The following is a 21,961-nucleotide window of genomic DNA, read 5'->3' as shown; positions in this document are numbered from 1 at the left end:
AGCCTACTTTTTAGACCGAACATATAAATAATGTAGCGTAGTTATGGGGAGATTAAGAGAAATATAAGAGGTTTTAAGAGAGAAACATGATGTAGCTCATTATTGAACTACATCATTGATATCTAGACTATTCTTTTGAAACGCCAGCAAGTTCCATCAGCGCATCGTGATCTTCGATAGTGATGTATTTGCCTTTAACGCTCAAGATGTCTGCTTTTTGGAAACGACCTAAAAGACGGCTAATTGTCTCGACAGTTAGACCTAAGTAGTTACCAATGTCGCCACGAGTCATCGTTAAGCGGAACTCTCTAGGGCTGAAACCACGTTGAGAGAAGCGTGTAGAAAGGTTGTAAAGGAATGCTGCAAGACGTTCTTCCGCGTTCTTCTTAGAAAGAAGCAGAATCATTTCTTGGTCACCTTTAATTTCATTACTCATCAAGCGCATAATTTGCTGACGCAATTTAGGCATTTTCCCTGACAAGTCATCAAGAATCTCATATGGAATTTCACATACCATAGAAGTTTCTAGTGCTTGAGCGAAACTAGGGTGTACATCACCCGTAATCGCGTCAAAGCCAACAAGATCGCCCGCTAGGTGGAATGCAGTAATCTGCTCATCACCTTGTTCGGTAATCGTGTAGCTCTTGATCGTTCCAGAGCGAATAGCGTATAGAGATTTAAGCTCGTCGCCGGCTTTAAATAGCTCTTGGCCTTTTTGAATAGGTTTCTTTCTCTCAATGATCTGATCAAGTTGATCGAGTTCAGATTCATTCAAAGTAAATGGGATACAGAGCTGGCTAATACTACAATCCTGGCAGTGGATTGCACAGCCACCAGACTGAACTCGTTTCGTCACAGGCTTTTCAGAAATCATAACAATCTTTCACTATTTGATATACGTCAATATTTTAGCATTCCTTCACCCGGTTGGGTAGTAAAAAAACTGGATTAAAGGAAGCTCTATACGGTATAAATAATGAGCTGTAGCGCCATATATCCGCTATAGATGCCATAAATGAGGATTAAAATTGCGCCTAGTTGGCGAAATAAGTCAGCTTGTTGCAGTTTCTTGAGAAAACTAGCGCCCATTCCCACCGTTAACATGGCAGGAAGAGTGCCTAAGCCAAATGCGAGCATAATTCCCGCTCCGTTATACCAACTTCCTGATACCGCAGCCCACGTAAGCATTGAGTAAACAAGGCCACATGGTAACCAACCCCAAATGAAGCCAAACGGCAACGCATGACTAGGGTGTTTTAGCGGCAAAAATGATTTCCCAAGAGGAGATATATAGCGCCATAGTTTTTGCCCAACTTTTTCAAAGAACAGCAAACCAAACCACCACTTACCAATATATAGTCCCAAGATGATCATGAACACCGCAGCAAACAGGCGAAGCCAAGCTAACAAGGTATTGAAATCGCTCAACTGTCCAATAGAAGAAATGGCACCACCAATCAGACCGCCAATAACGGCATAACTTGATAAACGGCCGAGGTTGTAAAGTAGGGGAATGAAAGGAGAAGGTTTAGCGTTGCCAATCGATAGAAGCGAAGCAATACCACCACACATTCCCATGCAATGGCCTGCACCGATCAACCCAACAAGAAAGGCTCCGATCCAATCAGGCGTCATCATTCTTTTTTTCTAAGTCTGTTTGGATTTCTAAGTCAACGTGATTTTCCTCAGAGGTAAGAGTAATCACTTCGGCTTTTCTTTTCACAACAGGTTTGCTGTCGGAGTTATTGTGAGCATGGCTGTCTTCATCAAAAAGAATATTGTGGCCTTGGCGTTCAAGGTCTTCAAACTGCTCACTTTTAACGGCCCATAGAAAGATTCCGACAGCGATACAAACAAGCACGATCGCGATTGGAATGAGGATATATAAACTTTCCATTATTTACCTTGCTCTTTTAAAAGCCTTAACGAGTTAGACACAACAATAATAGAGCTAGCAGACATGCCAACAACGGCAATGTATGGAGCAACCAAACCTGCGACAGCCAGTGGAAGGATAAGTAAGTTGTATCCCAATGACCACGCTAAGTTTTCACGGATTATCTTACGCGTTTTTAGTGCCAATGTACGCGACTTAAGTAATCTATCGAGTTTATCACCTAAGAGCACCATGTCAGCCGAGGCTTTCGCTACATCCGTACCGCCACCCATCGCAACGGATAGGTGGGCGCCAGCAAGGATAGGCGCATCATTAATGCCATCGCCAACCATCATTGTGATGTCGCTTGCGTCTCTAGAGTTGAGGTAAGCAAGCTTATCTTCTGGTTTCGCGTTAGCAACAATATCGGCAATACCAATTTCTTCCGCAACAGGTTTCGCGTTAATCAAAGAATCCCCAGTAAGCAACGTAGTTTTGATACCTGCTTCTTTGAACTTTTTTATAAACTCAATACTTTCTTTACGAATTGGGTCTTCATAAGTAAACGTTGCGATATGACGACCTGTCATCGACAAATAAATACCATTGCTTTTAGATGGTTGAGATTCACCTAGAATAAACTCGCTACTGCCAATCGCAACTTTTTGTCCGTTCCATTCACCAGTGATGCCTGAGCCAATCACGTTGTTAACAGATTCAACTTCAACATCATCTGCAATGAAGGCTTTGAACGCTTTGGCAATAGGGTGGTTAGCGTGTTGTTCGAGACTAGCTGCTATTTGTAAACAAGTGTCTTTATCGAGATTTGCAAAAGTTTCAACTTGGCTGATACGAATATCACCTTCAGTTAAGGTTCCCGTCTTATCAATGATCAAGTGATTCACTTTGCAAAGCGTTTCAAATACGTGGCCTTTGCGCAGCAAAATACCGAAGTTACCCATGCGGGAAGTTGAACACGTAATCGCTGTAGGTGTCGCAAGAGAGAGAGCACAAGGGCACGTCGCTACTAAAACTGAAAGCATGATCCAGAAAGCATCTTCTGGACGTGTTTGGTGCCAGTAAAACCAGGTACCGAATGAGATAATTAAAATTACCGCCACAAAGTATCTAGCCACTACATCGGCAATTTCAGCAATTCTAGGTTTAGAAAGTTGAGCTTCATCTTGAAGGCGAACTATATTGGAAATCACTGAGTCCGCTTTTGACGTCATCACTTCCAATTCAAACGATTCATCGCCATTCAATGTACCAGCGAAGACCGTATCACCCTCATTCTTAAACACATGGATAGATTCGCCTGTCAGCATGGATTCATCGATATGAATTCTGCCAGACAATACTTTGCCATCTGCGGGAATATGTTCACCCGGTAGAACGCGAATTTGATCGCCAACCTTCAAAGTTTTAACCGGAACTTGTTCACCGTCTAGCGTTGTCGCCATAGCAGGAACTAGCTTTAGTAGGTTTCCGCTCGCAGCCGCAGCTTTTCGGCGTGCTCGCATTTCAAGGAAACGGCCAAGCAATAAAAAGAAGGTGAACATCGAAATCGATTCGAAGAATACTTCACCTTGCTCGGTTACCGTTGCCACTAAACTCGCGATGTAGGCAAATAGCAAAGCGATCGACACCGGAACATCCATACCCAGTGTTCGGCCTTTAATACTGCGCCAAGCATTGACATAGAAAGGTAACGCAGAATAGAGCAGTACAGGCGTTGCAAAGATCAAACTAACCCAGCGGAAGTAACTTTTGAATTCAGGTTCCAAGCTACCAAACACTTCAAGATAAAGTGCCACAGCCAGCATCATGACTTGCATGGTCGCCAAACCAGCAACACCAAGACGATAGAGATAGTTTTTCATCGAGCGATGATAGGCGGCTTCTTGTTGATCGGCTTCAAAAGGTGCAGCTTTGTAACCTAGTGTATGTATTGCCGATAACAACTCGCTAAGTTTCACTTGCGTATTATCCCAGCTAAGCAAAGCACGATTAGTGGTTGTATTTACACGAATACTGCCAACACCATGTTTTGAGGATACTTGCTTCTCAATCAGCCATGCACAGGCAGCACAAGACACACCATCAAGTGACAGCGTCACTTCTGAGGTGTTTTCTGAGTTACGAACGAACTCTAATTGAACATCTTCATTATCATAATGACTGAGTGCTAGAAGTTGCTCTGGCACGAGATCAGCTTTCTCAGCTGGAGCGGTGCGGTATTGATAATAAGAAACCAAACCGCTATCAACGATGGTCTGAGCTACGGTCTCGCAGCCCGGACAACACATCTTACGAGCCGATCCTAGAATCTCAACTTCAAAATCCGTTTCCGCTGGTACATCTTCACCGCAGTGATAACAGGATTCACACATAAGATTTAATTCGTTAGTTGAGTAGGTGTATCAATAGGAAAGTTCATGCGGCCTTGCACCAACCATTCAGAGTCATGCGGAGATAGTTCAATAAACCATGGACCTTGCATTTCGTGGTCTAGAGTCAGCGTATAGTTACCCTTCGCATCAGCAGTAAGAAGCTGCGTGAAATCGCGGTCAGGCAATGTTCTGTGCACGAACATAGCGTTAATAGCAGGGAAGTGGTCAAGCTTACCTTTGTCGAGAGTAATGACAACTGAGTTACCTTTCTCGTTAACGGTAGCTGATAGGCCGAGTTCCTTTGCAACATTTACTTTTGAAATATCGACGTTAATGCCTTTTCCTTTTTTATAGTAATCCTCAGTCACTAAATCGACAGAGTTTTGTGTGAACACAATCACCGTCATAATCGTCCAAATCACAACTGTCGCCGGCAACGCGATTAAGAACCACGGCCAAAACTGTTTATACCAAGGCTTTACCATAAAAAATATCTCAAAAAAGAATAAAAAGAAGGGGTTATAAAATAAAGGAAAGACAGCCCCTTAGAAAGAGGCTGTTATTGAAATGTTACTTATTATCCGAGTTGCTTAAGCTCCAAACGTACGATGCAACAAGCTGAACTTTGTCTTCGCCTAGAATATCTTTCCAAGCGGGCATTACGCCAGAACGTCCGTTCATTACTGTTTCAGTTACATCAGCACGAGAATCGCCGAACAACCAATCGCGGTCTGTTAGGTCAGGTGCACCTACTGCAGGGTTACCCTTACCATCAGTACCGTGACATGCAGCACACACGACGAAACGTGCTTTACCTGCTTCAGCTTCACGTACATTAACACTACGACCAGAAAGGCTAAGAGTATAGCTAACTACTTCTTTAACACCTTGCTCGCCTAGAGCGTCTTTCCACGCTGGCATTTGACCAACACGACCGTGCATGATCGTCGTAACGATAGCTTGTGGTTCACCACCATATAGCCATGCGTCATCAGTTAGGTTAGGAAAACCTTTCTGACCACGAGCATCAGAGCCGTGACACTGAGAACAGTTTTGCAAGAATAAACGTTGGCCTACTTTGATTGCGTCAGAGTCTGATGCAATGTCAGGGACAGAACGTAAACCATTTTCGTCGTGAGCTAGCTTTTTGAACGCTTCACCAAAGTAGGTGTTAGCATCATCAAGCTCTTTCGCGTACTCATCTAATTGTTTGTTTGCTTGAGCCGCAGCGATTGAAGAGCGAGACTCTTCGATACTGCGAACTTCTTGGTTTGAACTTGTCCAACCTAGTAGGCCTTTAAAGTTGCCAAGGCCAGGGTATAGAGCAAGGTAAACCGCTGCAAACACAATTGTACTGATGAAAAGGTATGTCCACCATTTTGGTAGTGGGTTATTAAGCTCGCGAATACCATCGTATTCGTGGCCCATATCATGACCTTCTTCTACGCCTGTTCTATCTTTAAAACACCAACGAAGTAAGACCGCACAACCAATTAGGGTACCAATCGTAATCGCACTAACCCAGATACTCCAGAATGTACTCATTACTTTGTCACTCCTTGATTTTTAGAACTTGTTGCCGGCTCGTCGTCTGCGAACACAAGGTTCGCGTCTTCGTCGAAACGTGATTTACGATTCTTGCCATATGCCCACCAAACGATGCCAATGAAACAAGCAAAAACAGTAACAGTCCAAACACTTTGAAATGTAATAATATCCATAATTATTCCTTATTTCATTGCGTGGCCAAGCGATTGAAGGTAAGCGATGATTGCATCCATCTCTGTTTTTCCTTCAACATCTTGTTTAGCGTTAGCAATTTGTTCGTCTGTGTAAGGAACACCAAATTGATTACGGAAGAGTTCAAGCTTCTGTTTAGTCAATTTGCCATCAAGTACGTTCTCAGCAAGCCATGGGAAACCAGGCATGTTTGATTCAGGAACAAGTTCTCGAGGGTCTAGAAGGTGAACACGGTGCCACTCATCAGAGTAACGATCACCAACACGCGCCAGATCAGGACCTGTACGCTTAGAACCCCATAAGAATGGGTGTTCCCAAACGCTTTCGCCAGCTACAGAGTAGTGACCATAACGTTCAGTTTCAGAGCGGAAAGGGCGAATCATTTGACTGTGACATACGTTACAACCTTCGCGGATATAGATATCACGACCTTCCATTTCCAGAGCAGAGTAAACGCGTAGGTTTTCTACAGGTTCTGTTGTCTGCTTTTGGAAAATAAGAGGGGTGATTTCTACTAAAGCACCAAAGCTGATAGCAATAACGATCAAGATCGCTAGTAAGCCAACGTTTTTCTCGACCAACTCATGGCGATTATTTGAATTTGAGCTCATTCTAAATCTCCTTAAGCCGGTTGAGGGATAGCTTTAAGGCTATCTTTAGGTGCTGAAACAGTTTTGTACGTGTTGTATGCCAATAAGAACATACCAGATAGGAAGATGAAACCACCTAAGAAACGTACAAAGTAGAACGGGTAAGAGGCTTCTACAGACTCTACAAAGCTGTAAGTCAATGTACCGTCAGAGTTAACTGCACGCCACATCAGACCTTGCATCACACCAGAAATCCACATTGCAACAATGTAGAAAACCGTACCAATCGTTGCTAACCAGAAGTGAACATTAATTAGAGATACAGAGTACATACGCTCTTGACCAAATAGTTTAGGAACTAAGTGGTAAACCGAACCGATAGAAACCATAGCAACCCAACCTAACGCACCAGAGTGAACGTGACCGATAGTCCAGTCCGTGTAGTGAGATAGTGCGTTAACCGTTTTAATTGCCATCATAGGGCCTTCGAAAGTCGACATGCCGTAGAATGATAGAGAAACGATTAGGAAACGTAGGATCGGATCGTAACGTAGCTTATGCCACGCACCAGATAGAGTCATGATACCGTTGATCATGCCACCCCAAGATGGAGCAAACAGTACCAAAGACATAACCATACCTAGAGATTGAGTCCAGTCTGGAAGTGCAGTGTAGTGTAGGTGGTGAGGACCAGCCCAGATATACAATGACACAAGAGCCCAGAAGTGAACAATCGACAAACGGTAAGAGTAAACAGGGCGACCAGCTTGTTTAGGGACGAAGTAATACATCATACCTAGGAAACCAGCTGTCAATAGGAAGCCTACCGCATTGTGTCCGTACCACCATTGCACCATTGCATCGATCGCACCGGAGTAAATCGAGTACGATTTAAACGCAGATACAGGAACAGCCAGGCTGTTAACGATGTGCAACACGGCAACCGTGATGATGAAGGCTCCGAAGAACCAGTTAGCTACATAAATGTGCGATGTCTTACGCTTAATCATGGTTCCGAAGAACACGACCGCATAAGCTACCCACACAAGAGTAATAGCAATATCGATTGGCCATTCAAGTTCTGCGTATTCTTTACCAGAGGTTAAACCTAACGGTAAAGTAATTGCAGCGGACAGGATAATCGCTTGCCAACCCCAAAAGGTAAAGGCTACGAGAGGACCACCAAAGAGACGCGTCTGACAGGTACGTTGTACAACATAATATGATGTTGCAAACAGCGCACTTGTACCGAACGCAAAAATAACCGCATTAGTATGCAGGGGACGTAAACGACTGTACGTCAGCCACGGCGTATCAAAGTTTAGCTGTGGCCAAACTAATTGAGCGGCAATCAAAACACCAACGCCCATACCGACAATACCCCACAAAATTGTAACGAGGGTAAATTGACGGACGACCGTATAGTTGTAGTTTTGTTCAAGCTGCTTTTCTTGGCTCATTTGCATGCTTCCAATTTCTTATTTACTACACTTTACTTCCAACACGACTCACGTCGTAATGCCACCCAAATTAGAAAAGGAAATTCAGCCTATTCAGGGCTTTATTTCCACTTGCTGATTTTAAAAAAAAGTGGCATTTTCAACGCGACACTATACTTGAATTAACAAATCAATGACAGAGTAGTAACCTTACGCTTGGTCTGGAATTGGATTTTTATTTAAAAACTTTGAACTTTGTAACAAGGAGTAAAGATTATAATGGCGGCACAAAAGCTAACAAAGGGCAGGCTTGTTCAAATTATCGTCATGTTGGTTATTTTAATAGCTGCATTTACTTGGAGAACAGTAACATACAACAACGACAAGACGGTGAACTGTATAATTTCAAAACCTTGTGAATTTGGTATTGATAAACATAATGTTTTGATTTCGGGTGATAGCCTAGGGTATTCAATTGAAACATCTGAAACTGGCAAATTTATCATTAGTAATAATGGAAGCGAAATTTTAGAAGAAAAAAGCCCAACAAATTGGCTTTTACAAACTAGTGCTAAGACCTCCTCAATAACAGTTACATTTCCACAACAGGTAAGTACGTTTTCTGTAAACCTTTCAAAAGAGTAATAAGGCCAAAACTGAGTTACTCCTCGGTTCTTTTGATAGAAATATGTACCAAATCAGTGAAACACAATGCATTTAAGTGTTATAAAGAGTGCATTAATAAAGTTTCCAGAAATCTATGAAATTTCTATCAAAAGTCTCTTATGCCTTAAGTGAAAACATCGCGATAGATGAGTTGCTCAGCGGGGTCGAAAACGCCGAGGAAATTGCTTGTCTTATTTGCTACTGCACAGAAGAGTACTCGACGCTCGCTGTACAGCGCTATTTAGTAGATGCTCTTCCAAACAGTCCGATACACGGATGTACCACCTGCCACGGTATCATGACCGAAACTGGGTTCCATTCTGGACCTGTGATTGGTGTACTTATCATCTATGACTCAGGGATCAACGCTTATGGTACTGGTATTGAGCACTTTGGTGAAACCATAGAGCACAGTACCTTCAACGCCATCGATAAAGCACTACAGAACGCCAATCGAGAAGGTGAAATACCCGACCTCATCTTGCTTCACTCGACGCCTGGCAATGAAGAAAAAGTGATGACAGCGATCGATAAGAAATTCGGTACTGAGGTGCCTATTATTGGTGGAAGCGCTGCCGACAACCAGGTTTCTGGAAATTGGAGCATATTTACTGAAGAATCGATCTCTATCAATGGCGTGTCACTAACCGTCATTTTTGCCTCTCAGTCTATCTACTCATCCTTCAGTGCTGGTCATACTCCCACTGGTTATTCAGGTATAGTGACCAAAGTAAGAAACAGAATTTTGCTGGAAATAGACCACCGGCCGGCCACAACCGTTTACAACGAATGGACAAACTTCCATTTAGGCGGTAGCGATGATGGATATATTTTCGAAAAATCCTCTGTCTATCCACTGGGCAGAAAAGTCGGTTCTTCATACGATTATCCATATTTCAAATTATCACATTCAATTAGAGAAACAGAATGCAATGGAATCGAGCTGTTCACTGACATCAATAAGGGCGATACTATTTATTTGATGCAAGGTTCTAAGCAACAGTTAATCAGCCGAGCTGCAAACATAATCCATTCTTCTTACTATAATGATATGGATCTCGAGGAAAAATTAGGCGCTATCAACATATTTTGTGCAGGACCTATGCTACATCTGAAACAAGACATGGACGAGGTTTGCGATCAAATAAATCAAGCACTTAATGGGCTGCCATACATCTGCCCATTTACTTTTGGCGAGCAAGGAAGACTCTCTGGTGGCGAAAATGCACACGGAAATTTAATGGTGTCATCTGCAACTTTCTATAGGTTAAAAAAGTAATGAGTTCTGAAGGTCAAGAAGCACTGCAAGAAGCTCGTATTGAACTGCAAAAGCTAAAATCCCGTGAGCGTAAACTGGCTGAAGAGAATAGAGTGATCTTGTCTACTATCTCTGCGATCAGCAAGGCAAGTAACATATCAGAGATATTCTCAAGCTTGGAATATGTACTCAAAAAATACATTAAGTTTGATGACTTTATTGTGGTATCAAGGGTAGGGAAGGAAGGTGATTTCAAAACCCTGCTGACCAATAACAAAGTCTTCGAACAGATGTTGTGGACTGATTGTGGCAAGCTATCGCGTGTCATCAACGGAGAATGTGCCATCCTTTTTGAACCCAAATCATTGGGTGAATTCAACTCTTTGCATCCCATCGTTCTCGACCAAATTAATTCAGTTCTCATTACAGGTATTGATAGTGGGCTGACACAATCTGTTATTATTTTCGTCCATTCCAACACCAAGCACTTTAGTATTGAGACCAAAGCAACCCTAAACCGTTTTCGACCACTGATAGAGCGTGCTGTTTTCGATATTGAGAACAAAGAAAAGCTTGAAGCCACTGTTCGAGAACGTACTGCAGAGCTTGTTACAGCAAGAAAAGACGCGGAACGAGCGAACAAGGCAAAGTCTGAATTCTTAGCTATGATGAGCCATGAACTGAGAACGCCTTTAAACGCTATTATAGGATTGATTGACGCATTAAAATCCACACAGTTAAATGAAGAACAACAATCTATACTGCTTAATATGAGCACATCATCTGAGCTTCTATTAGCGATCATTAGTGACGTATTGGACTTTTCCAAAATAGAATCGGGATGTTTCTCACTTGCACCTCAATGGACCAATGTTAGAGACACTGTAACTTTTGTTTTATCTGAACAAATAAAAGCAGCAGACGAAAAAGGGCTTCAACTCACCGTGACCAGCGATATCCCTGAAGGTGAACTTCATTATATTGACCCGAGCCGCTTGGCACAGATTCTCTTTAACCTAATTGGCAATGCGATTAAGTTCACTAACCGCGGACATGTTCATGTTTCTATTGAATACCGACAGAGTTCATTCTACATAACAGTTGAAGACACCGGGATTGGTATCAGTTCACAGAAACTTTCTTCATTATTTAGTCCGTTCATTCAGGCCGATAGCACAATAACTCGTAGATTTGGCGGCACCGGTTTGGGTTTGGCCATCACGAAACGACTTGTTGAACTCATGCGTGGGCGTATATCTGTAGAAAGTGAACCGGACAAAGGCTCGAAATTTGAAGTACAGTTGCCGGTACTTACCAGAGTAATTAACGATCTCGTAAACGACGAACAGAATGAATGTGCACAAGAACTAAGAAGCCGTTATTCAGTATTAGTTGTCGAAGACAACCCAACGAATCAGATGGTAATCAAACTGATCCTAACGCGACAAGGTCACGAAGTATTTATTGCAAGCAACGGTGAGGAAGCGATTGGCTTTGTTGAAAGAGGCAATGATTCGATAGACATTATTTTAATGGATGTTTCTATGCCAGTAATGGATGGCTTGACCACAACCAAATGTATGAGAGACGCAAACATTCAAACGCCAATCGTCGCGCTAACAGCACACACATCAATAGAAGATAAATATTCCTGCTTAGATGCTGGTATGAATGATTTCGTTACCAAACCAGTGAGAACCAAAGAAATCACCGAGGCAATTGATAGACTGATGCTTGAGATCTAATAAACGTATTCTTAATCGAAGATTAGGAAATATGTTTATTAGGTATTTTATGGTAAATAGCCTCACTGTTAAATAGACTCCTAATTTGAAGCCTAATGGAATGATGGGGCGTTATAGAAAGAGACTAATACTATGCTTGTTAAACTCAATTTAACATAATATACATAATACGCACTAATATAGTGATAAATTATAATCTTTTCAAGTTCTTATCTGTGGTCGATTTTTGCTTATCTGAGCGCCTAACGGCCTTGTTTTCCTTAATCTTTACCCTGAAATTATCCTATTAATTACTTTTTTGGTCGCTTGGCTTCGCTATAGTGTTCCAAACGCAATATTTAATTTTCAAGAAACCGCTGCGTTTTGATAGTCATTAGCTATCAAAATGCCAAAGTAAAATAGGAATAAACTATCATTAACCACTAATATTTTATGAGGTCGATCACATGAGAACCCCGCCATTTGCTGAGTTGGTGAACCAACATTTTGATTCTTTGAAAGACGCTGCGGCGTTTTTTCATGTGACGGTGCCAACCATGCGGCGTTGGTTGTCGGGTCAATGCTCGATCAACCCGATCGCCGAGAAACTCATGAATGTGCATGCTCGGGGTTATTTGCCCTTAGATCACCGTTGGGACGGATTTAAAATCAACGTCGACCGTGCCACCTTGATCACGCCAGAAAGACGCGAATTCAATCCCAAAGAATTGCTCAGTTTTGCCTACTGGCGTGATGAGCATCGTCAATTGGTTGAGCGCCACGGCAAGATTGATTCACCGAAATATTACCCACCCAAGGAGCATCCATTGCCGTTTCGTGGCGGTCGTCGAATGCCCGCCAAACCTTGGGTGCCCAGTAAATTCAAATAAAAGAAGTAAGATAAAAAGGATTAGCGATGAAAGTAAGTGTCTATATCGATCAAGTGCTGTTCAACCAAGCGCTCAGAGCCGCCAAAGACTCTGGACTGACGCCGTCCCAAACCATCGCCCATTGGGCGGCAATGGGTCAATTTATGGAAACCAAATCCCTTGGCTCATTGAGACTGATACAAAGTGGTCAGAAAAAGAAGTGACTCGCCTGCCCGCTTTTATCAATTTGGCGCTGACGCCCCCCCAAAAGGAGGCTCGGCTCAGCGCCTTGTTTACTTAAAAGAGAATAAAATTAAGGTGTTACGACAACGACTTACGGAAGGTGAAGACAGTGGGATCGCGGATTATAACCTTGACGCCTTGATGAAAGCGTTGGATCTCGAGAGGGACAAGAACCCTCCCGATGAGCCGGCTTGACTCCGTCGTTAGGGATGACTCGCTTTGGCGGACACACAACTGGCTGCCAAACTTACTGTTCGACTTTTTGGGGAAACGAATCCTGTGTTCTTTAATGCAACACTAAAAAATTCAAAAGGCAGTGCCGTTTGTTGCCCTGGCATGGATTGACTTGCGGTCCAATAATCGACTTGATTAAATACGCCATAATTGTCATAGAAGTTTCCTGAGCCCTGATAAAGCGCCGATAATTCTAGGCCTATGGCACGGCGCCAATCCTTTCTTTCCAAGAACTGAATCTCAGCAAGGTGTTGGCAATAGCGGTCATATTGACCTTGGGTGCCGTCTAAAGTGGCGTCCTGACCATCTTGACGAAACAATCCAAAAATCGCACTGGCCGTCGCGTTGAGACCGACCCCAACAACACTGGAGGCGTACGTTTTGCCCGCGTTATCAACGGTGTCCTCTTGACGGTAATTCAACGCGTTTAAAAAAGAAAGGCTTGGGGTACCGGTGAAGAGTTTGTTCTTAGCCTCAGCATATCTCCCTTTGACCACTTTTAAACAGGTTTCACCCGAGTTATTTTTATCGGTATTATTCACCTGACCACACGAAGTTAACAGCGGTAAGATCTTCAACTTTAGGGGTGCACTCTGCACGCCTCTAAAGTGTGCGTATACCGTGACGGGTCCTTCCTTTCGAGCAATGCCGATCCGCTCACCGTATGGAATGCTCAAGATATCCGGATCCATGGATTCAAGTCTGAGTCCCGGCAGCGTTGAAATGTTCACGCGTGATGACGAAGCGTGCGCTGCGATGTCTTGTGGGCCATCAAACAAGGCTTCGGTTTCTGCAAACACCTCGAACGTGATGATACTCTTCACGGGGAACGTGCGACTGTCCGCCGTAACGATCACCTCACTGATTTGGAATGATTGCGTTTCAACCTCTATGCTCTCGCTGTTTTCAATTTCAATATCTTCAACCTTTTCGAACAGGTTTTTATCTTTGCAACCGACCAATAACACACCGACGATCAACATTGTGCTTTTCAATACTTTAATAGAACTGGGGTGTTTCATTCGTAATTTCCTCATGGCGTTATATGAACGACGAGGAATATATACATTATGATCGTTGCGCGTTTTTGCTCTGTCCGCTTCTTTGAAATTAATAATTATAAATTAGAATGCGAAACCACTCAGAGGGGCGTAATTTGGCTTGAAATTGGAAAGTTAATTTTAATATTCAATCATTTAGACAGGTGTACCCGAAAGAATAACACACTCAAGAGAAACCCATTTAGTCTTCTACTCTCAACACGACCTCGCCCTGCTCTAGCAGCTCAACAATCGCTTGTTGGTACGCTTCTTCGACGATGGTTTGTTCCCAAACGCGCTCATAATTAGGTAAGACTTGCGGTCTGGAGATGGTCGATACACCGAAGCTTAAGGCGCCCTCGATACGGTGTCGCTTGATGGTGATCAGTTTGGCCTCAGTCCATGAAGGCACTGGTTTGGTGAGACGTTTAGATTGAAGTGTTTTTTTCTTTTTCGCCATGTTGAACCCTCCTCTATGTAGACCATCAGCCTATCAGAGGTGGCAAAAATGCTTTACTGTTTGCTCAGTAAAAATCGACGTAAATCTCGCTCCGCGCGCATCACAAACAAGATGTACACTTTGTCACCTTCTTGCTTGTAGAAAACTCGACATGGATTCACCACGACTTCGCGATAATTGAGGTGCTCAAGCTCGGGAGGCAGACGCCCAGACTCGGGAAAGTCGCTGAGGCGTTCAACTTTGTCGAAAATGTTTCGAACCAGCTGTTTGGCCGCGACTAAGTTTTCAAGGGCAATGTATTCCGCGATATCGTTAAGGTCCGATAACGTGGGCTCACTCCAAATCACTTCAGCCATTTTGACATCTTGTCTTTGGCTTCGTCATGACTCAGCGCCTTGCCTTCAGAAATGGCGCGCTCACCGCGTGCGATCCCTTCCAGGATAGCCAAACGGTTTTGCATAAACTGATAGTCGTCGACATCAACCAAATACGCAGAAGGTTTGCCATGCTCGGTGATCAACACGGGCTCTTTGGTGTCGTGCAGGTCGGCAAGGATTTTGGTCGCTTGACGCTTAAGAGAAGTTACGAGCTCGACTTTCATGTAAATGACTCCAATAAAAGATTAAAGTGATACTATTGTATCACTCTCGGTCTTACAAGTTTAGCGCAGAAAAATACCGCGTATAACATCATACTCAATCATTTTGCTTATATTCTTCCAGAATGTTAGCTCAACTCTTTTAACGTGATCGCTTTCATAGTTCAGTAAAAGTTCATCCGCGTACTTAATGCTTTGTGTATCTGTGATCCTATGGTAAGCCACTCTCATAAACAATCCAGCGAAAGCGACTAATATTAAATACCAAGCCAAATTAGGAAGACCAATCGTTAATTCAAAGAGTTCTGTCGTCGTGATTAGTGAGATAAGCGCCACACATAAAAAAGCTGCGGGTAAGGCTGACACCATATACAAGGTGAAATTTTTCAGTGGTCTATAAAAGTACTCTCGAAATCGCTTTGTTTCATCAACGTATTGCTCTTTGAAGCGAAACTTCCCTTCATCACAAACCAAGTACTCACAGCCATCTTTATACAATTCGACCGTGCTAGTTGGCTTTTGACTTGATAACAAAACACAGATTTCATCATAATTAGCTTCATACTTTAAAAGTAACCGAAACTGTTGTTCGACGACCAACTTTGTTGCAATGTTAACTTCCTTATCAAAACTATGGAACAACAATTCTAAGTTCTTCACCTTGAACTGCTTGTGAGACGAAACAAGCTCATGAAAGAATTTCAAGAACGGTAACAGACCCACTAAAACAGCTATCGCAGCTCCAGTTGAAAACCAATCATTGTTCAATAAATCCATGTATTATCCTTAAATACTAGTCGCGTAAAATCTTTAGCAACGCTCCCCCTCGCTAAACAATTAACTAAATGTAACGTAAGAATCACTTTTAGCCTTTTGTTAGAACAGTTGTTGCTGAGGACTTTCTTTTTTCTCTTGAACTTCTTGTTCACTAATTTCAATTACCTTAATTTCAAATAATTTGCTTTCAATTGCCGGTCTAAAGCTCTCTCGTAAACGTTCAACGAAGTTTCGTCGTTCTTCTTTTTCATCGAAATCTGTGCTGGTTACTAATAGTAATAGTTTTGCATCTACTTTCTTGGCTTGTCGATATAAGTTTACCTTGTTAAGCATTATGTATAGGCGATCCATATACATAATCGTGAGCATGTTTTTTTGCCTTACCTCAACAAACACCTCTGTTTCTGATGATTGGATATAACCATCAAAAACGGTTCTTCTATCCATTATTGGGTCAACTGCATGAAACGCACTTGTGAATTCAACTCGCTTAACAAAACGAGTATCCGATATAGGCAAGCCTTCAACATATTTTTTTAGTGTTAGTTCTTCAGCAACTTTCTTTTGAAAACGAATATCTTTGCGCATTCTACGGTCTGTCGCTTCAGAGTCGGTATCATCAACAAGATTCTGGTTACTTTGTGAGTCATCAACATCGTTTTCCTCTTCAATGTCTTCTTCGTCTTCATCTGCCTTAATAACGCCAAGTAACTTTGACCATGCTTCCGGTGGAGCATTAAAGGTATTATTAACTTGAGACTGTTGAATATTAGAAACTATTTTAAAAAGCTCACTTTTTAGCTCTTTATTCTCATTTGTGAGTTGAGTTTTTTTCTCTTTTTCATCATCTACTTTTCGTGACAAACTTAAGATCTTACCAAGACTCAGGTTATTAAATGACTCTGATAGAGTGAGTATTACAATAATTAGAACGATCGTAATTATACCAGTCGAAATCTGATACTTAGGGGTTGCTAATATAAAACTAGCAATGGTAATCCCCATAAGTACGATACTTAGAGCAATGATTAAGGTTCTAACAAAGTAATTCGGTTTTTGTTCCACGTAATTTCCTCTAAATACGTCCACCCCGCCTAAAGGGGTATATATGTATAGCCACATATGAGGGAGTCGTAAATGGCACGCGTTTACGAAGCTCTCATGTATAAATTAACTTTTATGCATCTATCTCAATTTGAGCGGCTCGTGGTATATGACGGCGTACGGTTTTCACTTCATATTTTGAGTTTGTATAAATACCTGTATCTTCATCTCTAACTTGTGAAATAGTTAAAATCGCATCTAATGAGTCACCAGGAGCTACGGTAATTTTGTGAGCAAAGAAATCATCATAGAACTGATGATCTGATACTGGCGCTGATATCTTAATACCCCTCCAGATAAATTCCCATTTCCTTTTAGAACGTTCAAGAATTGCCCTTTTGATCTGAAGTTCAGCGACTTCATTGATTTCTCTCTGAGGTTCTTCAATTTCTATTGGTGTTGTTAGCAAAGCGAATTGACTACGAGGAATTTCAATATCAGGTGAGCGATCATCAATATTACGAGTAAAACCAAAACTAACTATATGCTTGTCTTTATCAACAGCCTGTATTGATTTAGAAATACTTTTTCTGAACTTTTCGGATTTTTCTACTTCTTTTTGAGCGTCATATACTGTTTTAGGGACAATTATTGTCTTATCACCTTGTACGATAATTACTTGAGTGTCATCAACAGTCACTCTAACGTCTGAGTCTGGTGCTAAAGTATGCTGGTAGATAAATGATGTAACAATGCCTATAGCAACTGCTTCAACGCGGTTAACAGTGAAAATATTTTTTAACTCACCGTAAACGGTTTTGACTTTAGCTCTAAAGCTCCCCTCACCAAAAGCCTCTACGAGTATCTCAACCTCGTAGCCGGGATTGATAATCGCATTAGCTTCCTTGATTGCATCACTCAATGAAACTAAAGAAGTAGCAAGAGTGTAAGCATTGATTTTCTTGCGCTCACCACCAAAATGAAGAACTATTTCTTCACCATATTCTGCAATATTTACAACTTCCACTACAGTTCCTTATTCATTAAACGGCTCTTAGACAGAAAATTCGGGATTTAGGGAAGGGATTTTTTGTCTAGTTTGATTTATAGAAATGGATTATAACTATCAATTCCTTTTATAACAGTGATTTAAATCATTAGCTGTGAAACTGCGTGCCTAAAATTCAAAGGTTGAGGTAAAAATACAGAAAAAGACTACTTTCCTAGGAAAATAGTCTTTTCGATTAATGTAAATTATCGGCGTTTTTTGTAACGTTTTCGTGTGGTATTCGCCCTAACTACACGCCCGTTCTTGAGCGTATATCCTTTCTTAAGTTGGCCGTTTGGTCGGCGACCTTTGCACTTGTGTCCTTTCATTCGGTATCTCCAGTTTTCGTATCCGTTGCTCTTGGTCTTGCTGAACTCGCTTTATCCAGTTGATGTCCGTTTTCAAAGCCGTAATCGTGCCAAGGCTTGAGACTCCGCCCGTCAGAAGTGCAATCAATAATGTGCTTAGAAGCTTCATCATTTGCCCTTTAATCGCGAGACGTAAAACTCGAGGAGATAACGCACCATGGCGCGCATGCCTAGCGTATCGATGACGACAGCACCCACCACAAACCAATAAGGGTTGGGGATACGCTGCAGTGCGTTGAAACCTTGCTCAACATAGGGCGCGTAATTGGGGATGAATGATAGGATAAGCGGCACAAACACCACTAAGAGAATGAACTCGTCTTTGAGTCCCCGCTCTCGAATGCTGACTTCATCGAGACTACTGGCCTGCTCTTCACCATTCTGCAGTCGACGCACCCTCGCCCGATGCTTCTCGCTCTCGAGTTCATCTTTGCGCTTAAGTGCTTCGGCTCGGTTTTGGCTGTGCTGCTTGTACGCAGCCACGCCACCGGTCACGAGATTCAGGATCGCGCCCATCATGTGTACACCCGACGACTTAATTCGATGTGCGGACCGTCTTTGAGGCTTTTCCAATCGCCCCCCCAAACAATCGCGACATTCAGCTCTCGAGCGGCTTGTTTAAACGCTCGACTGATAGCGTCGTAATACTTAAAGTCCCACGTCACCTTGTTGTTTTCGTCGTAGGCCACAAAATCAATCGCATGGCCAGATTGGTGGCGACTGAGACGTTTAGCTCCATCGAGCTGGCTCAGCCCCTCTTGGTAGAGCTGATATTGGCGTTTTGCGGTACGCAGGCCTTCCGTAATGCCAAAGTCATACGGAGACAGTTCGAGTGCTCGGCGTACGACCTTTTTCAAGTCGCCATGCACGCCCAACATGCGGGTTTCACTACGGGCAGACAGCACAAAGTCGCTAAGCGTCTCATCGATGGTTCGCTTATTCATAATGTACACTCCGGCCAGTAAGCCACTGGCGAGTAATATTAGCCATCTCATTCGCCCTCCGATTTCACAAGGAGTCTCGAATGCAGCGTAACGTTAGCATCAACGTGGAAGACGGTGATCTCAAGCTTGGTCGCGGCTTTTGGCTTGATAAGAGATATTGGATAGCCATAACGTTGATTCGCAGCAAAATACAGAAAGAGCAAACGCCCCGATACGTAGGTGTTGTTCGCATTCAAAAACTTGATTTGGACGACGCCTTCCTCTGCTGGAAGCGAAAACGAGTTTCGGCGCTGGTTGTGTGGCGTTGCTTGCTCAAGTTTATGGCGGTTAATACTCAAATCGAGCAATTCAAGGTGGTTAGAAAGCGGAAACGTCGCCTCTCGATTTGAGTGGACAATGAATTTCATCTGATTGTCGTGTTTCGCTTCCACGTTCAACAAACCATCATTAGCGCTGGCAAGCTCAGGATTGGTTAATGACAACATCATAGCGCTTCTCCTACTTTAAGGCGGTCGCTCGCGGTGCCTTTCAAGCTCACGGCTTGATTGGTATTGAGCATTAAATGTCCGCCCGGACGTAACTCCAAGAAACCTTGCACGATGACCGTGCCTTCATTAGTGGGCAGAGCTTGTAAGATGAGCGCCTTTCTCGCGCTTTTCTCTCGAATGCGTTGATAGCCTCCCGTCATTAACAAGGTGCCATTGCCAATTCTGGCGAACGTCACGCGCTCTGGATCCGACGTCACTTTCAATTCGGTGTTGGTGATGGTCGCTTGCACGTCCAGTGACGCGTTCCCAACCTCGACATTCACCGGTTGTTGGATCCGCTCAATGGTTAACGGCTGTGTGATTTGGTCGACCGTCACCGGCTCGGCCACTCGATTAATATTAACCGGCGTTTGAACCTCACTAATCGTGGTAGGTGTTTGTATTTCTGATATTTTAACTGGCGTGACAATGTCACTAACCTTAATGGGCTCTCGCACTTTTTGAACCGATACTGGCGTTTGAATCTGCGCCACACTCACTGGCGCTTGCACTTCACTCACCTGCACGGGATCCTGCACTTTTCTCACGTTCACCGGCTTTTCAATTTCACTGACCAACAGCGCGTTATTCACGCTGATTTTCTGCGCCTTGGTCATTATCAGTAAATCCGACACTTGGTATTCAAACGTCACATCGACAGACTGATGATTGTTCAGCTCGAGCTTGTCAAAGGCGGACACATCAACAGTGTCACCACCAAAGATCTCAACGGGACGCATGCTATCGCCCTGCAGCAGTAACGAGTGCGTGGTATCACGCAAGATGAGATACTTGCCAGATTGACCGGCGTTAAACGTCAGCGTGTGATTGGGCTCGAGTGTGTGGGTCTGTTTCATGATGCGCGCCTTGTCATGACCACCCCAATGGTGACCATCGTGCCGATGATCCCAAGGATGAGAGATAATTTTTTCAACGTAGAGTTGTCGGATTCATTCGTGCCCGTTTGCTCTCGCGCTTTCGCGTTGTTGGCTAAGGCAATCGCCGCTTTGGTGGTTTCGGTTTGTTGACCGGCCATCGATTTGATCGAATCAATGGCGTATTGACTGACTTCGGATTGCTCTTCTAGGGCTGACGTCCCAAAGCCAAAGGCTTCATCGACGGTGTTATCGACCACACGCAACGAGTTATCGACTATGTTCAATGAATCTCCGACCACCGATTCATTGACTCTTAACGCTTGGGTACCAAAATCAAACGCTTCTTCGGCGGTACGTCCCGCAATGGCCATCGCGCCATGATCGGTCATGGTCAAATTGATGTCCGAGTCACTGACGCCCGACAGCATCACGCCGGTATTGTCACCACCGACCGCCGCACTGCTGCTGGTGTTTGTGGTCGTCGTGGTGTTACTTTGACGACTTTTCGAAGAACTTCTTCCACCCATATCCGCTAACCTTATTTGTAAAACCCGTTCATCGCCGTGGCGTTCAATTTCCTGAACCGGTAACTTCAATCGTCTTGCAATGAATCGCTTGGCACCCTCACGATAAAAATGCGCTCGCACCGAATCAAAGCCATGCTGTTTCGCATGCTCGACGGCGGCCAATGTTCCGGTGGCCATGTCGCCCGCTAACCCCACCACAACCAACTCTTTGGTGTTGTTTTTCAGCCTTTCCCCACGCAACAACATGACAGTGTCACTTATTTGATACGTTGCCTCTAAGCCTTTTGCCACTTGGGTTTGTGCGTGTTGGTAATAGTCTCTCAGTGCCGGTTTTAGCCGTTGATGGACGTGCGCCCACTTTGCTGGCTGTAAGCTATCGTTTGGACAACGCATACAAGGCAAACAGCGCCATCAAGACAATGAACCACCACGGCATACCGCGTTGCTCACCGAGGCTGATGTGCCCGCCTTCAAACCCACTGTTATTCGTGGTATTGCCGGAGGTGCCGGACGTTGCAGGTCCTGCTGCGCCACCTTGAAGGCCACCGCCACCGGTTAATGATGTCAATGATCCGAGCATCAGCGCCCTCCTTTGAGCCACATCAGTGACGCGACAAACAGCACCACAAGCAACACTTTATTGAGTCCTTTGCCAGCGCTCAGCCCAAACAGGCTGCCGACCCCAAATCCACCCAATCCCCAAAACAGTAACGGCATC

General features: G+C 43.5%; 30 protein-coding genes. 6 read left to right on the top strand and 24 right to left on the bottom strand.

All coding sequences use genetic code 11. The features are described from left to right. Positions 1-127 precede the first annotated feature (127 nt). The 9 genes from SJY39_RS22150 to ccoN form a co-directional block, all read right to left on the bottom strand. On the bottom strand, positions 128-874 hold the full coding sequence (locus tag SJY39_RS22150) for an FNR family transcription factor (RefSeq protein ID WP_010440825.1): 747 nt from the start codon (positions 872-874) through the stop codon (positions 128-130). Between the two features lie 86 nt (positions 875-960). Further along, complete coding sequence (locus SJY39_RS22145) at positions 961-1,635, bottom strand: sulfite exporter TauE/SafE family protein (RefSeq protein ID WP_010440823.1); 675 nt, start codon at positions 1,633-1,635, stop codon at positions 961-963. Next, a complete protein-coding gene (ccoS, locus tag SJY39_RS22140; protein ID WP_010440820.1) occupies positions 1,625-1,897 on the bottom strand; it encodes a cbb3-type cytochrome oxidase assembly protein CcoS in 273 nt (90 codons plus the stop codon). The genes SJY39_RS22145 and ccoS overlap by 11 nt, the downstream gene beginning before the upstream one ends. Next, positions 1,897-4,269 (bottom strand): heavy metal translocating P-type ATPase metal-binding domain-containing protein, encoded by a 2,373-nt coding sequence (locus SJY39_RS22135; RefSeq protein ID WP_016784891.1) that lies wholly within the window; start codon positions 4,267-4,269, stop codon positions 1,897-1,899. Before SJY39_RS22135 ends, ccoS begins: the two co-directional genes overlap by 1 nt. A gap of 5 nt (positions 4,270-4,274) precedes the next feature. Next, positions 4,275-4,754: a FixH family protein gene (locus SJY39_RS22130; RefSeq protein ID WP_016767205.1), complete on the bottom strand. Its 480-nt coding sequence runs from the start codon at positions 4,752-4,754 to the stop codon at positions 4,275-4,277. Between the two features lie 85 nt (positions 4,755-4,839). Beyond that, a complete protein-coding gene (ccoP, locus tag SJY39_RS22125) occupies positions 4,840-5,814 on the bottom strand; it encodes a cytochrome-c oxidase, cbb3-type subunit III (protein WP_010440814.1) in 975 nt (324 codons plus the stop codon). After that, positions 5,814-5,990: a CcoQ/FixQ family Cbb3-type cytochrome c oxidase assembly chaperone gene (locus SJY39_RS22120; RefSeq protein WP_009846708.1), complete on the bottom strand. Its 177-nt coding sequence runs from the start codon at positions 5,988-5,990 to the stop codon at positions 5,814-5,816. The genes ccoP and SJY39_RS22120 overlap by 1 nt, the downstream gene beginning before the upstream one ends. Before the next feature lie 9 nt (positions 5,991-5,999). Beyond that, positions 6,000-6,620: a cytochrome-c oxidase, cbb3-type subunit II gene (gene ccoO, locus SJY39_RS22115; RefSeq protein WP_016767204.1), complete on the bottom strand. Its 621-nt coding sequence runs from the start codon at positions 6,618-6,620 to the stop codon at positions 6,000-6,002. 11 nt (positions 6,621-6,631) lie between these two features. Beyond that, positions 6,632-8,065, bottom strand: a complete 1,434-nt coding sequence (ccoN, locus tag SJY39_RS22110; protein ID WP_008221953.1) for a cytochrome-c oxidase, cbb3-type subunit I — start codon at positions 8,063-8,065, stop codon at positions 6,632-6,634. A 252-nt stretch (positions 8,066-8,317) separates the two neighbouring features. Here ccoN and SJY39_RS22105 point away from each other — a divergent pair, with 252 nt between their 5' ends. From SJY39_RS22105 to SJY39_RS22080, 6 genes are all read left to right on the top strand, one after another. After that, complete coding sequence (locus SJY39_RS22105; protein WP_016767203.1) at positions 8,318-8,683, top strand: hypothetical protein; 366 nt, start codon at positions 8,318-8,320, stop codon at positions 8,681-8,683. 115 nt (positions 8,684-8,798) lie between these two features. Next, a complete protein-coding gene (locus SJY39_RS22100; RefSeq protein ID WP_016767202.1) occupies positions 8,799-9,983 on the top strand; it encodes an FIST signal transduction protein in 1,185 nt (394 codons plus the stop codon). After that, a complete protein-coding gene (locus tag SJY39_RS22095) occupies positions 9,983-11,707 on the top strand; it encodes an ATP-binding protein (RefSeq protein ID WP_010440805.1) in 1,725 nt (574 codons plus the stop codon). The genes SJY39_RS22100 and SJY39_RS22095 overlap by 1 nt, the downstream gene beginning before the upstream one ends. A 446-nt stretch (positions 11,708-12,153) precedes the next feature. Next, a complete protein-coding gene (locus SJY39_RS22090; RefSeq protein WP_016787066.1) occupies positions 12,154-12,576 on the top strand; it encodes a phage protein in 423 nt (140 codons plus the stop codon). Between the two features lie 26 nt (positions 12,577-12,602). Further along, the gene (locus tag SJY39_RS22085) at positions 12,603-12,779 is read left to right on the top strand and encodes a hypothetical protein (RefSeq protein WP_016787067.1); all 177 of its coding nucleotides are present in this window, start codon (positions 12,603-12,605) and stop codon (positions 12,777-12,779) included. Further along, positions 12,760-12,993, top strand: a complete 234-nt coding sequence (locus SJY39_RS22080) for a type II toxin-antitoxin system ParD family antitoxin (protein ID WP_372275436.1) — start codon at positions 12,760-12,762, stop codon at positions 12,991-12,993. The genes SJY39_RS22085 and SJY39_RS22080 overlap by 20 nt, the downstream gene beginning before the upstream one ends. An 8-nt stretch (positions 12,994-13,001) precedes the next feature. Here the strand turns inward: SJY39_RS22080 and SJY39_RS22075 are convergent, their stop codons facing one another. From SJY39_RS22075 to SJY39_RS22005, 15 genes are all read right to left on the bottom strand, one after another. Next, complete coding sequence (locus tag SJY39_RS22075; protein ID WP_372275438.1) at positions 13,002-14,054, bottom strand: hypothetical protein; 1,053 nt, start codon at positions 14,052-14,054, stop codon at positions 13,002-13,004. Between the two features lie 220 nt (positions 14,055-14,274). Beyond that, a complete protein-coding gene (locus tag SJY39_RS22070; RefSeq protein ID WP_372058664.1) occupies positions 14,275-14,532 on the bottom strand; it encodes a hypothetical protein in 258 nt (85 codons plus the stop codon). 53 nt (positions 14,533-14,585) lie between these two features. After that, a complete protein-coding gene (locus SJY39_RS22065) occupies positions 14,586-14,888 on the bottom strand; it encodes a type II toxin-antitoxin system RelE/ParE family toxin (protein WP_372275441.1) in 303 nt (100 codons plus the stop codon). Continuing rightward, complete coding sequence (locus SJY39_RS22060; RefSeq protein ID WP_016787072.1) at positions 14,876-15,133, bottom strand: type II toxin-antitoxin system Phd/YefM family antitoxin; 258 nt, start codon at positions 15,131-15,133, stop codon at positions 14,876-14,878. Before SJY39_RS22060 ends, SJY39_RS22065 begins: the two co-directional genes overlap by 13 nt. Before the next feature lie 60 nt (positions 15,134-15,193). After that, positions 15,194-15,898, bottom strand: a complete 705-nt coding sequence (locus SJY39_RS22055; RefSeq protein WP_390242817.1) for a hypothetical protein — start codon at positions 15,896-15,898, stop codon at positions 15,194-15,196. A gap of 108 nt (positions 15,899-16,006) precedes the next feature. After that, the gene (locus SJY39_RS22050; RefSeq protein ID WP_372275445.1) at positions 16,007-16,972 is read right to left on the bottom strand and encodes a hypothetical protein; all 966 of its coding nucleotides are present in this window, start codon (positions 16,970-16,972) and stop codon (positions 16,007-16,009) included. Positions 16,973-17,084: 112 nt separating this feature from the next. Beyond that, positions 17,085-17,978 carry a hypothetical protein gene (locus SJY39_RS22045; RefSeq protein WP_372275447.1) on the bottom strand — a complete coding sequence of 298 codons (894 nt, stop codon included), beginning with the start codon at positions 17,976-17,978 and terminating at the stop codon, positions 17,085-17,087. Between the two features lie 303 nt (positions 17,979-18,281). Continuing rightward, the gene (locus SJY39_RS22040; protein WP_372275449.1) at positions 18,282-18,479 is read right to left on the bottom strand and encodes a hypothetical protein; all 198 of its coding nucleotides are present in this window, start codon (positions 18,477-18,479) and stop codon (positions 18,282-18,284) included. Next, entirely contained in the window at positions 18,476-18,886 is a 411-nt protein-coding gene (locus tag SJY39_RS22035) for a hypothetical protein (RefSeq protein WP_372275451.1), read from the bottom strand. Before SJY39_RS22035 ends, SJY39_RS22040 begins: the two co-directional genes overlap by 4 nt. Further along, positions 18,883-19,362, bottom strand: a complete 480-nt coding sequence (locus SJY39_RS22030) for a M15 family metallopeptidase (RefSeq protein ID WP_016787078.1) — start codon at positions 19,360-19,362, stop codon at positions 18,883-18,885. The genes SJY39_RS22035 and SJY39_RS22030 overlap by 4 nt, the downstream gene beginning before the upstream one ends. Next, complete coding sequence (locus tag SJY39_RS22025) at positions 19,359-19,799, bottom strand: hypothetical protein (protein ID WP_372275453.1); 441 nt, start codon at positions 19,797-19,799, stop codon at positions 19,359-19,361. Before SJY39_RS22025 ends, SJY39_RS22030 begins: the two co-directional genes overlap by 4 nt. Continuing rightward, on the bottom strand, positions 19,796-20,578 hold the full coding sequence (locus tag SJY39_RS22020) for a hypothetical protein (protein WP_390242814.1): 783 nt from the start codon (positions 20,576-20,578) through the stop codon (positions 19,796-19,798). The genes SJY39_RS22025 and SJY39_RS22020 overlap by 4 nt, the downstream gene beginning before the upstream one ends. A 113-nt stretch (positions 20,579-20,691) precedes the next feature. After that, on the bottom strand, positions 20,692-21,636 hold the full coding sequence (locus tag SJY39_RS22015; protein WP_390242812.1) for a hypothetical protein: 945 nt from the start codon (positions 21,634-21,636) through the stop codon (positions 20,692-20,694). Further along, positions 21,617-21,823 (bottom strand): hypothetical protein, encoded by a 207-nt coding sequence (locus SJY39_RS22010; RefSeq protein ID WP_016787082.1) that lies wholly within the window; start codon positions 21,821-21,823, stop codon positions 21,617-21,619. The genes SJY39_RS22015 and SJY39_RS22010 overlap by 20 nt, the downstream gene beginning before the upstream one ends. Continuing rightward, a complete protein-coding gene (locus SJY39_RS22005) occupies positions 21,823-21,960 on the bottom strand; it encodes a hypothetical protein (RefSeq protein WP_016787083.1) in 138 nt (45 codons plus the stop codon). The genes SJY39_RS22010 and SJY39_RS22005 overlap by 1 nt, the downstream gene beginning before the upstream one ends. Between the last annotated feature and the right edge of the window lies 1 nt (position 21,961).

Source organism: Vibrio sp. R78045, from assembly GCF_042466085.1.
In the GTDB taxonomy this organism is placed as follows: domain Bacteria; phylum Pseudomonadota; class Gammaproteobacteria; order Enterobacterales; family Vibrionaceae; genus Vibrio; species Vibrio cyclitrophicus.
The sequence above is the reverse complement of the archived record's forward strand: the minus strand, read 5'-3'. Positions and strand labels throughout refer to the sequence as shown.

What these genes read in the sequence shown, in the direction of transcription:
- SJY39_RS22145 (WP_010440823.1), bottom strand. Translation starts at nt 1,635, where the DNA reads ATGACGCCTGATTGGATCGGAGCCTTTCTTGTTGGGTTGATCGGTGCA.
- SJY39_RS22135 (WP_016784891.1), bottom strand. Translation starts at nt 4,269, where the DNA reads ATGTGTGAATCCTGTTATCACTGCGGTGAAGATGTACCAGCGGAAACG.
- SJY39_RS22095 (WP_010440805.1), top strand. Translation starts at nt 9,983, where the DNA reads ATGAGTTCTGAAGGTCAAGAAGCACTGCAAGAAGCTCGTATTGAACTG.
- SJY39_RS22120 (WP_009846708.1), bottom strand. Translation starts at nt 5,990, where the DNA reads ATGGATATTATTACATTTCAAAGTGTTTGGACTGTTACTGTTTTTGCT.
- SJY39_RS22130 (WP_016767205.1), bottom strand. Translation starts at nt 4,754, where the DNA reads ATGGTAAAGCCTTGGTATAAACAGTTTTGGCCGTGGTTCTTAATCGCG.
- SJY39_RS22105 (WP_016767203.1), top strand. Translation starts at nt 8,318, where the DNA reads ATGGCGGCACAAAAGCTAACAAAGGGCAGGCTTGTTCAAATTATCGTC.
- SJY39_RS22005 (WP_016787083.1), bottom strand. Translation starts at nt 21,960, where the DNA reads ATGCCGTTACTGTTTTGGGGATTGGGTGGATTTGGGGTCGGCAGCCTG.
- SJY39_RS22075 (WP_372275438.1), bottom strand. Translation starts at nt 14,054, where the DNA reads ATGAAACACCCCAGTTCTATTAAAGTATTGAAAAGCACAATGTTGATC.
- ccoN (WP_008221953.1), bottom strand. Translation starts at nt 8,065, where the DNA reads ATGCAAATGAGCCAAGAAAAGCAGCTTGAACAAAACTACAACTATACG.
- SJY39_RS22025 (WP_372275453.1), bottom strand. Translation starts at nt 19,799, where the DNA reads ATGATGTTGTCATTAACCAATCCTGAGCTTGCCAGCGCTAATGATGGT.
- ccoS (WP_010440820.1), bottom strand. Translation starts at nt 1,897, where the DNA reads ATGGAAAGTTTATATATCCTCATTCCAATCGCGATCGTGCTTGTTTGT.
- SJY39_RS22100 (WP_016767202.1), top strand. Translation starts at nt 8,799, where the DNA reads ATGAAATTTCTATCAAAAGTCTCTTATGCCTTAAGTGAAAACATCGCG.
- ccoP (WP_010440814.1), bottom strand. Translation starts at nt 5,814, where the DNA reads ATGAGTACATTCTGGAGTATCTGGGTTAGTGCGATTACGATTGGTACC.
- ccoO (WP_016767204.1), bottom strand. Translation starts at nt 6,620, where the DNA reads ATGAGCTCAAATTCAAATAATCGCCATGAGTTGGTCGAGAAAAACGTT.
- SJY39_RS22070 (WP_372058664.1), bottom strand. Translation starts at nt 14,532, where the DNA reads ATGGCGAAAAAGAAAAAAACACTTCAATCTAAACGTCTCACCAAACCA.
- SJY39_RS22030 (WP_016787078.1), bottom strand. Translation starts at nt 19,362, where the DNA reads ATGAGATGGCTAATATTACTCGCCAGTGGCTTACTGGCCGGAGTGTAC.
- SJY39_RS22065 (WP_372275441.1), bottom strand. Translation starts at nt 14,888, where the DNA reads ATGGCTGAAGTGATTTGGAGTGAGCCCACGTTATCGGACCTTAACGAT.
- SJY39_RS22060 (WP_016787072.1), bottom strand. Translation starts at nt 15,133, where the DNA reads ATGAAAGTCGAGCTCGTAACTTCTCTTAAGCGTCAAGCGACCAAAATC.
- SJY39_RS22040 (WP_372275449.1), bottom strand. Translation starts at nt 18,479, where the DNA reads ATGATGAAGCTTCTAAGCACATTATTGATTGCACTTCTGACGGGCGGA.
- SJY39_RS22010 (WP_016787082.1), bottom strand. Translation starts at nt 21,823, where the DNA reads ATGCTCGGATCATTGACATCATTAACCGGTGGCGGTGGCCTTCAAGGT.
- SJY39_RS22090 (WP_016787066.1), top strand. Translation starts at nt 12,154, where the DNA reads ATGAGAACCCCGCCATTTGCTGAGTTGGTGAACCAACATTTTGATTCT.
- SJY39_RS22085 (WP_016787067.1), top strand. Translation starts at nt 12,603, where the DNA reads ATGAAAGTAAGTGTCTATATCGATCAAGTGCTGTTCAACCAAGCGCTC.
- SJY39_RS22015 (WP_390242812.1), bottom strand. Translation starts at nt 21,636, where the DNA reads ATGCGTTGTCCAAACGATAGCTTACAGCCAGCAAAGTGGGCGCACGTC.
- SJY39_RS22020 (WP_390242814.1), bottom strand. Translation starts at nt 20,578, where the DNA reads ATGCGTCCCGTTGAGATCTTTGGTGGTGACACTGTTGATGTGTCCGCC.
- SJY39_RS22150 (WP_010440825.1), bottom strand. Translation starts at nt 874, where the DNA reads ATGATTTCTGAAAAGCCTGTGACGAAACGAGTTCAGTCTGGTGGCTGT.
- SJY39_RS22035 (WP_372275451.1), bottom strand. Translation starts at nt 18,886, where the DNA reads ATGATGGGCGCGATCCTGAATCTCGTGACCGGTGGCGTGGCTGCGTAC.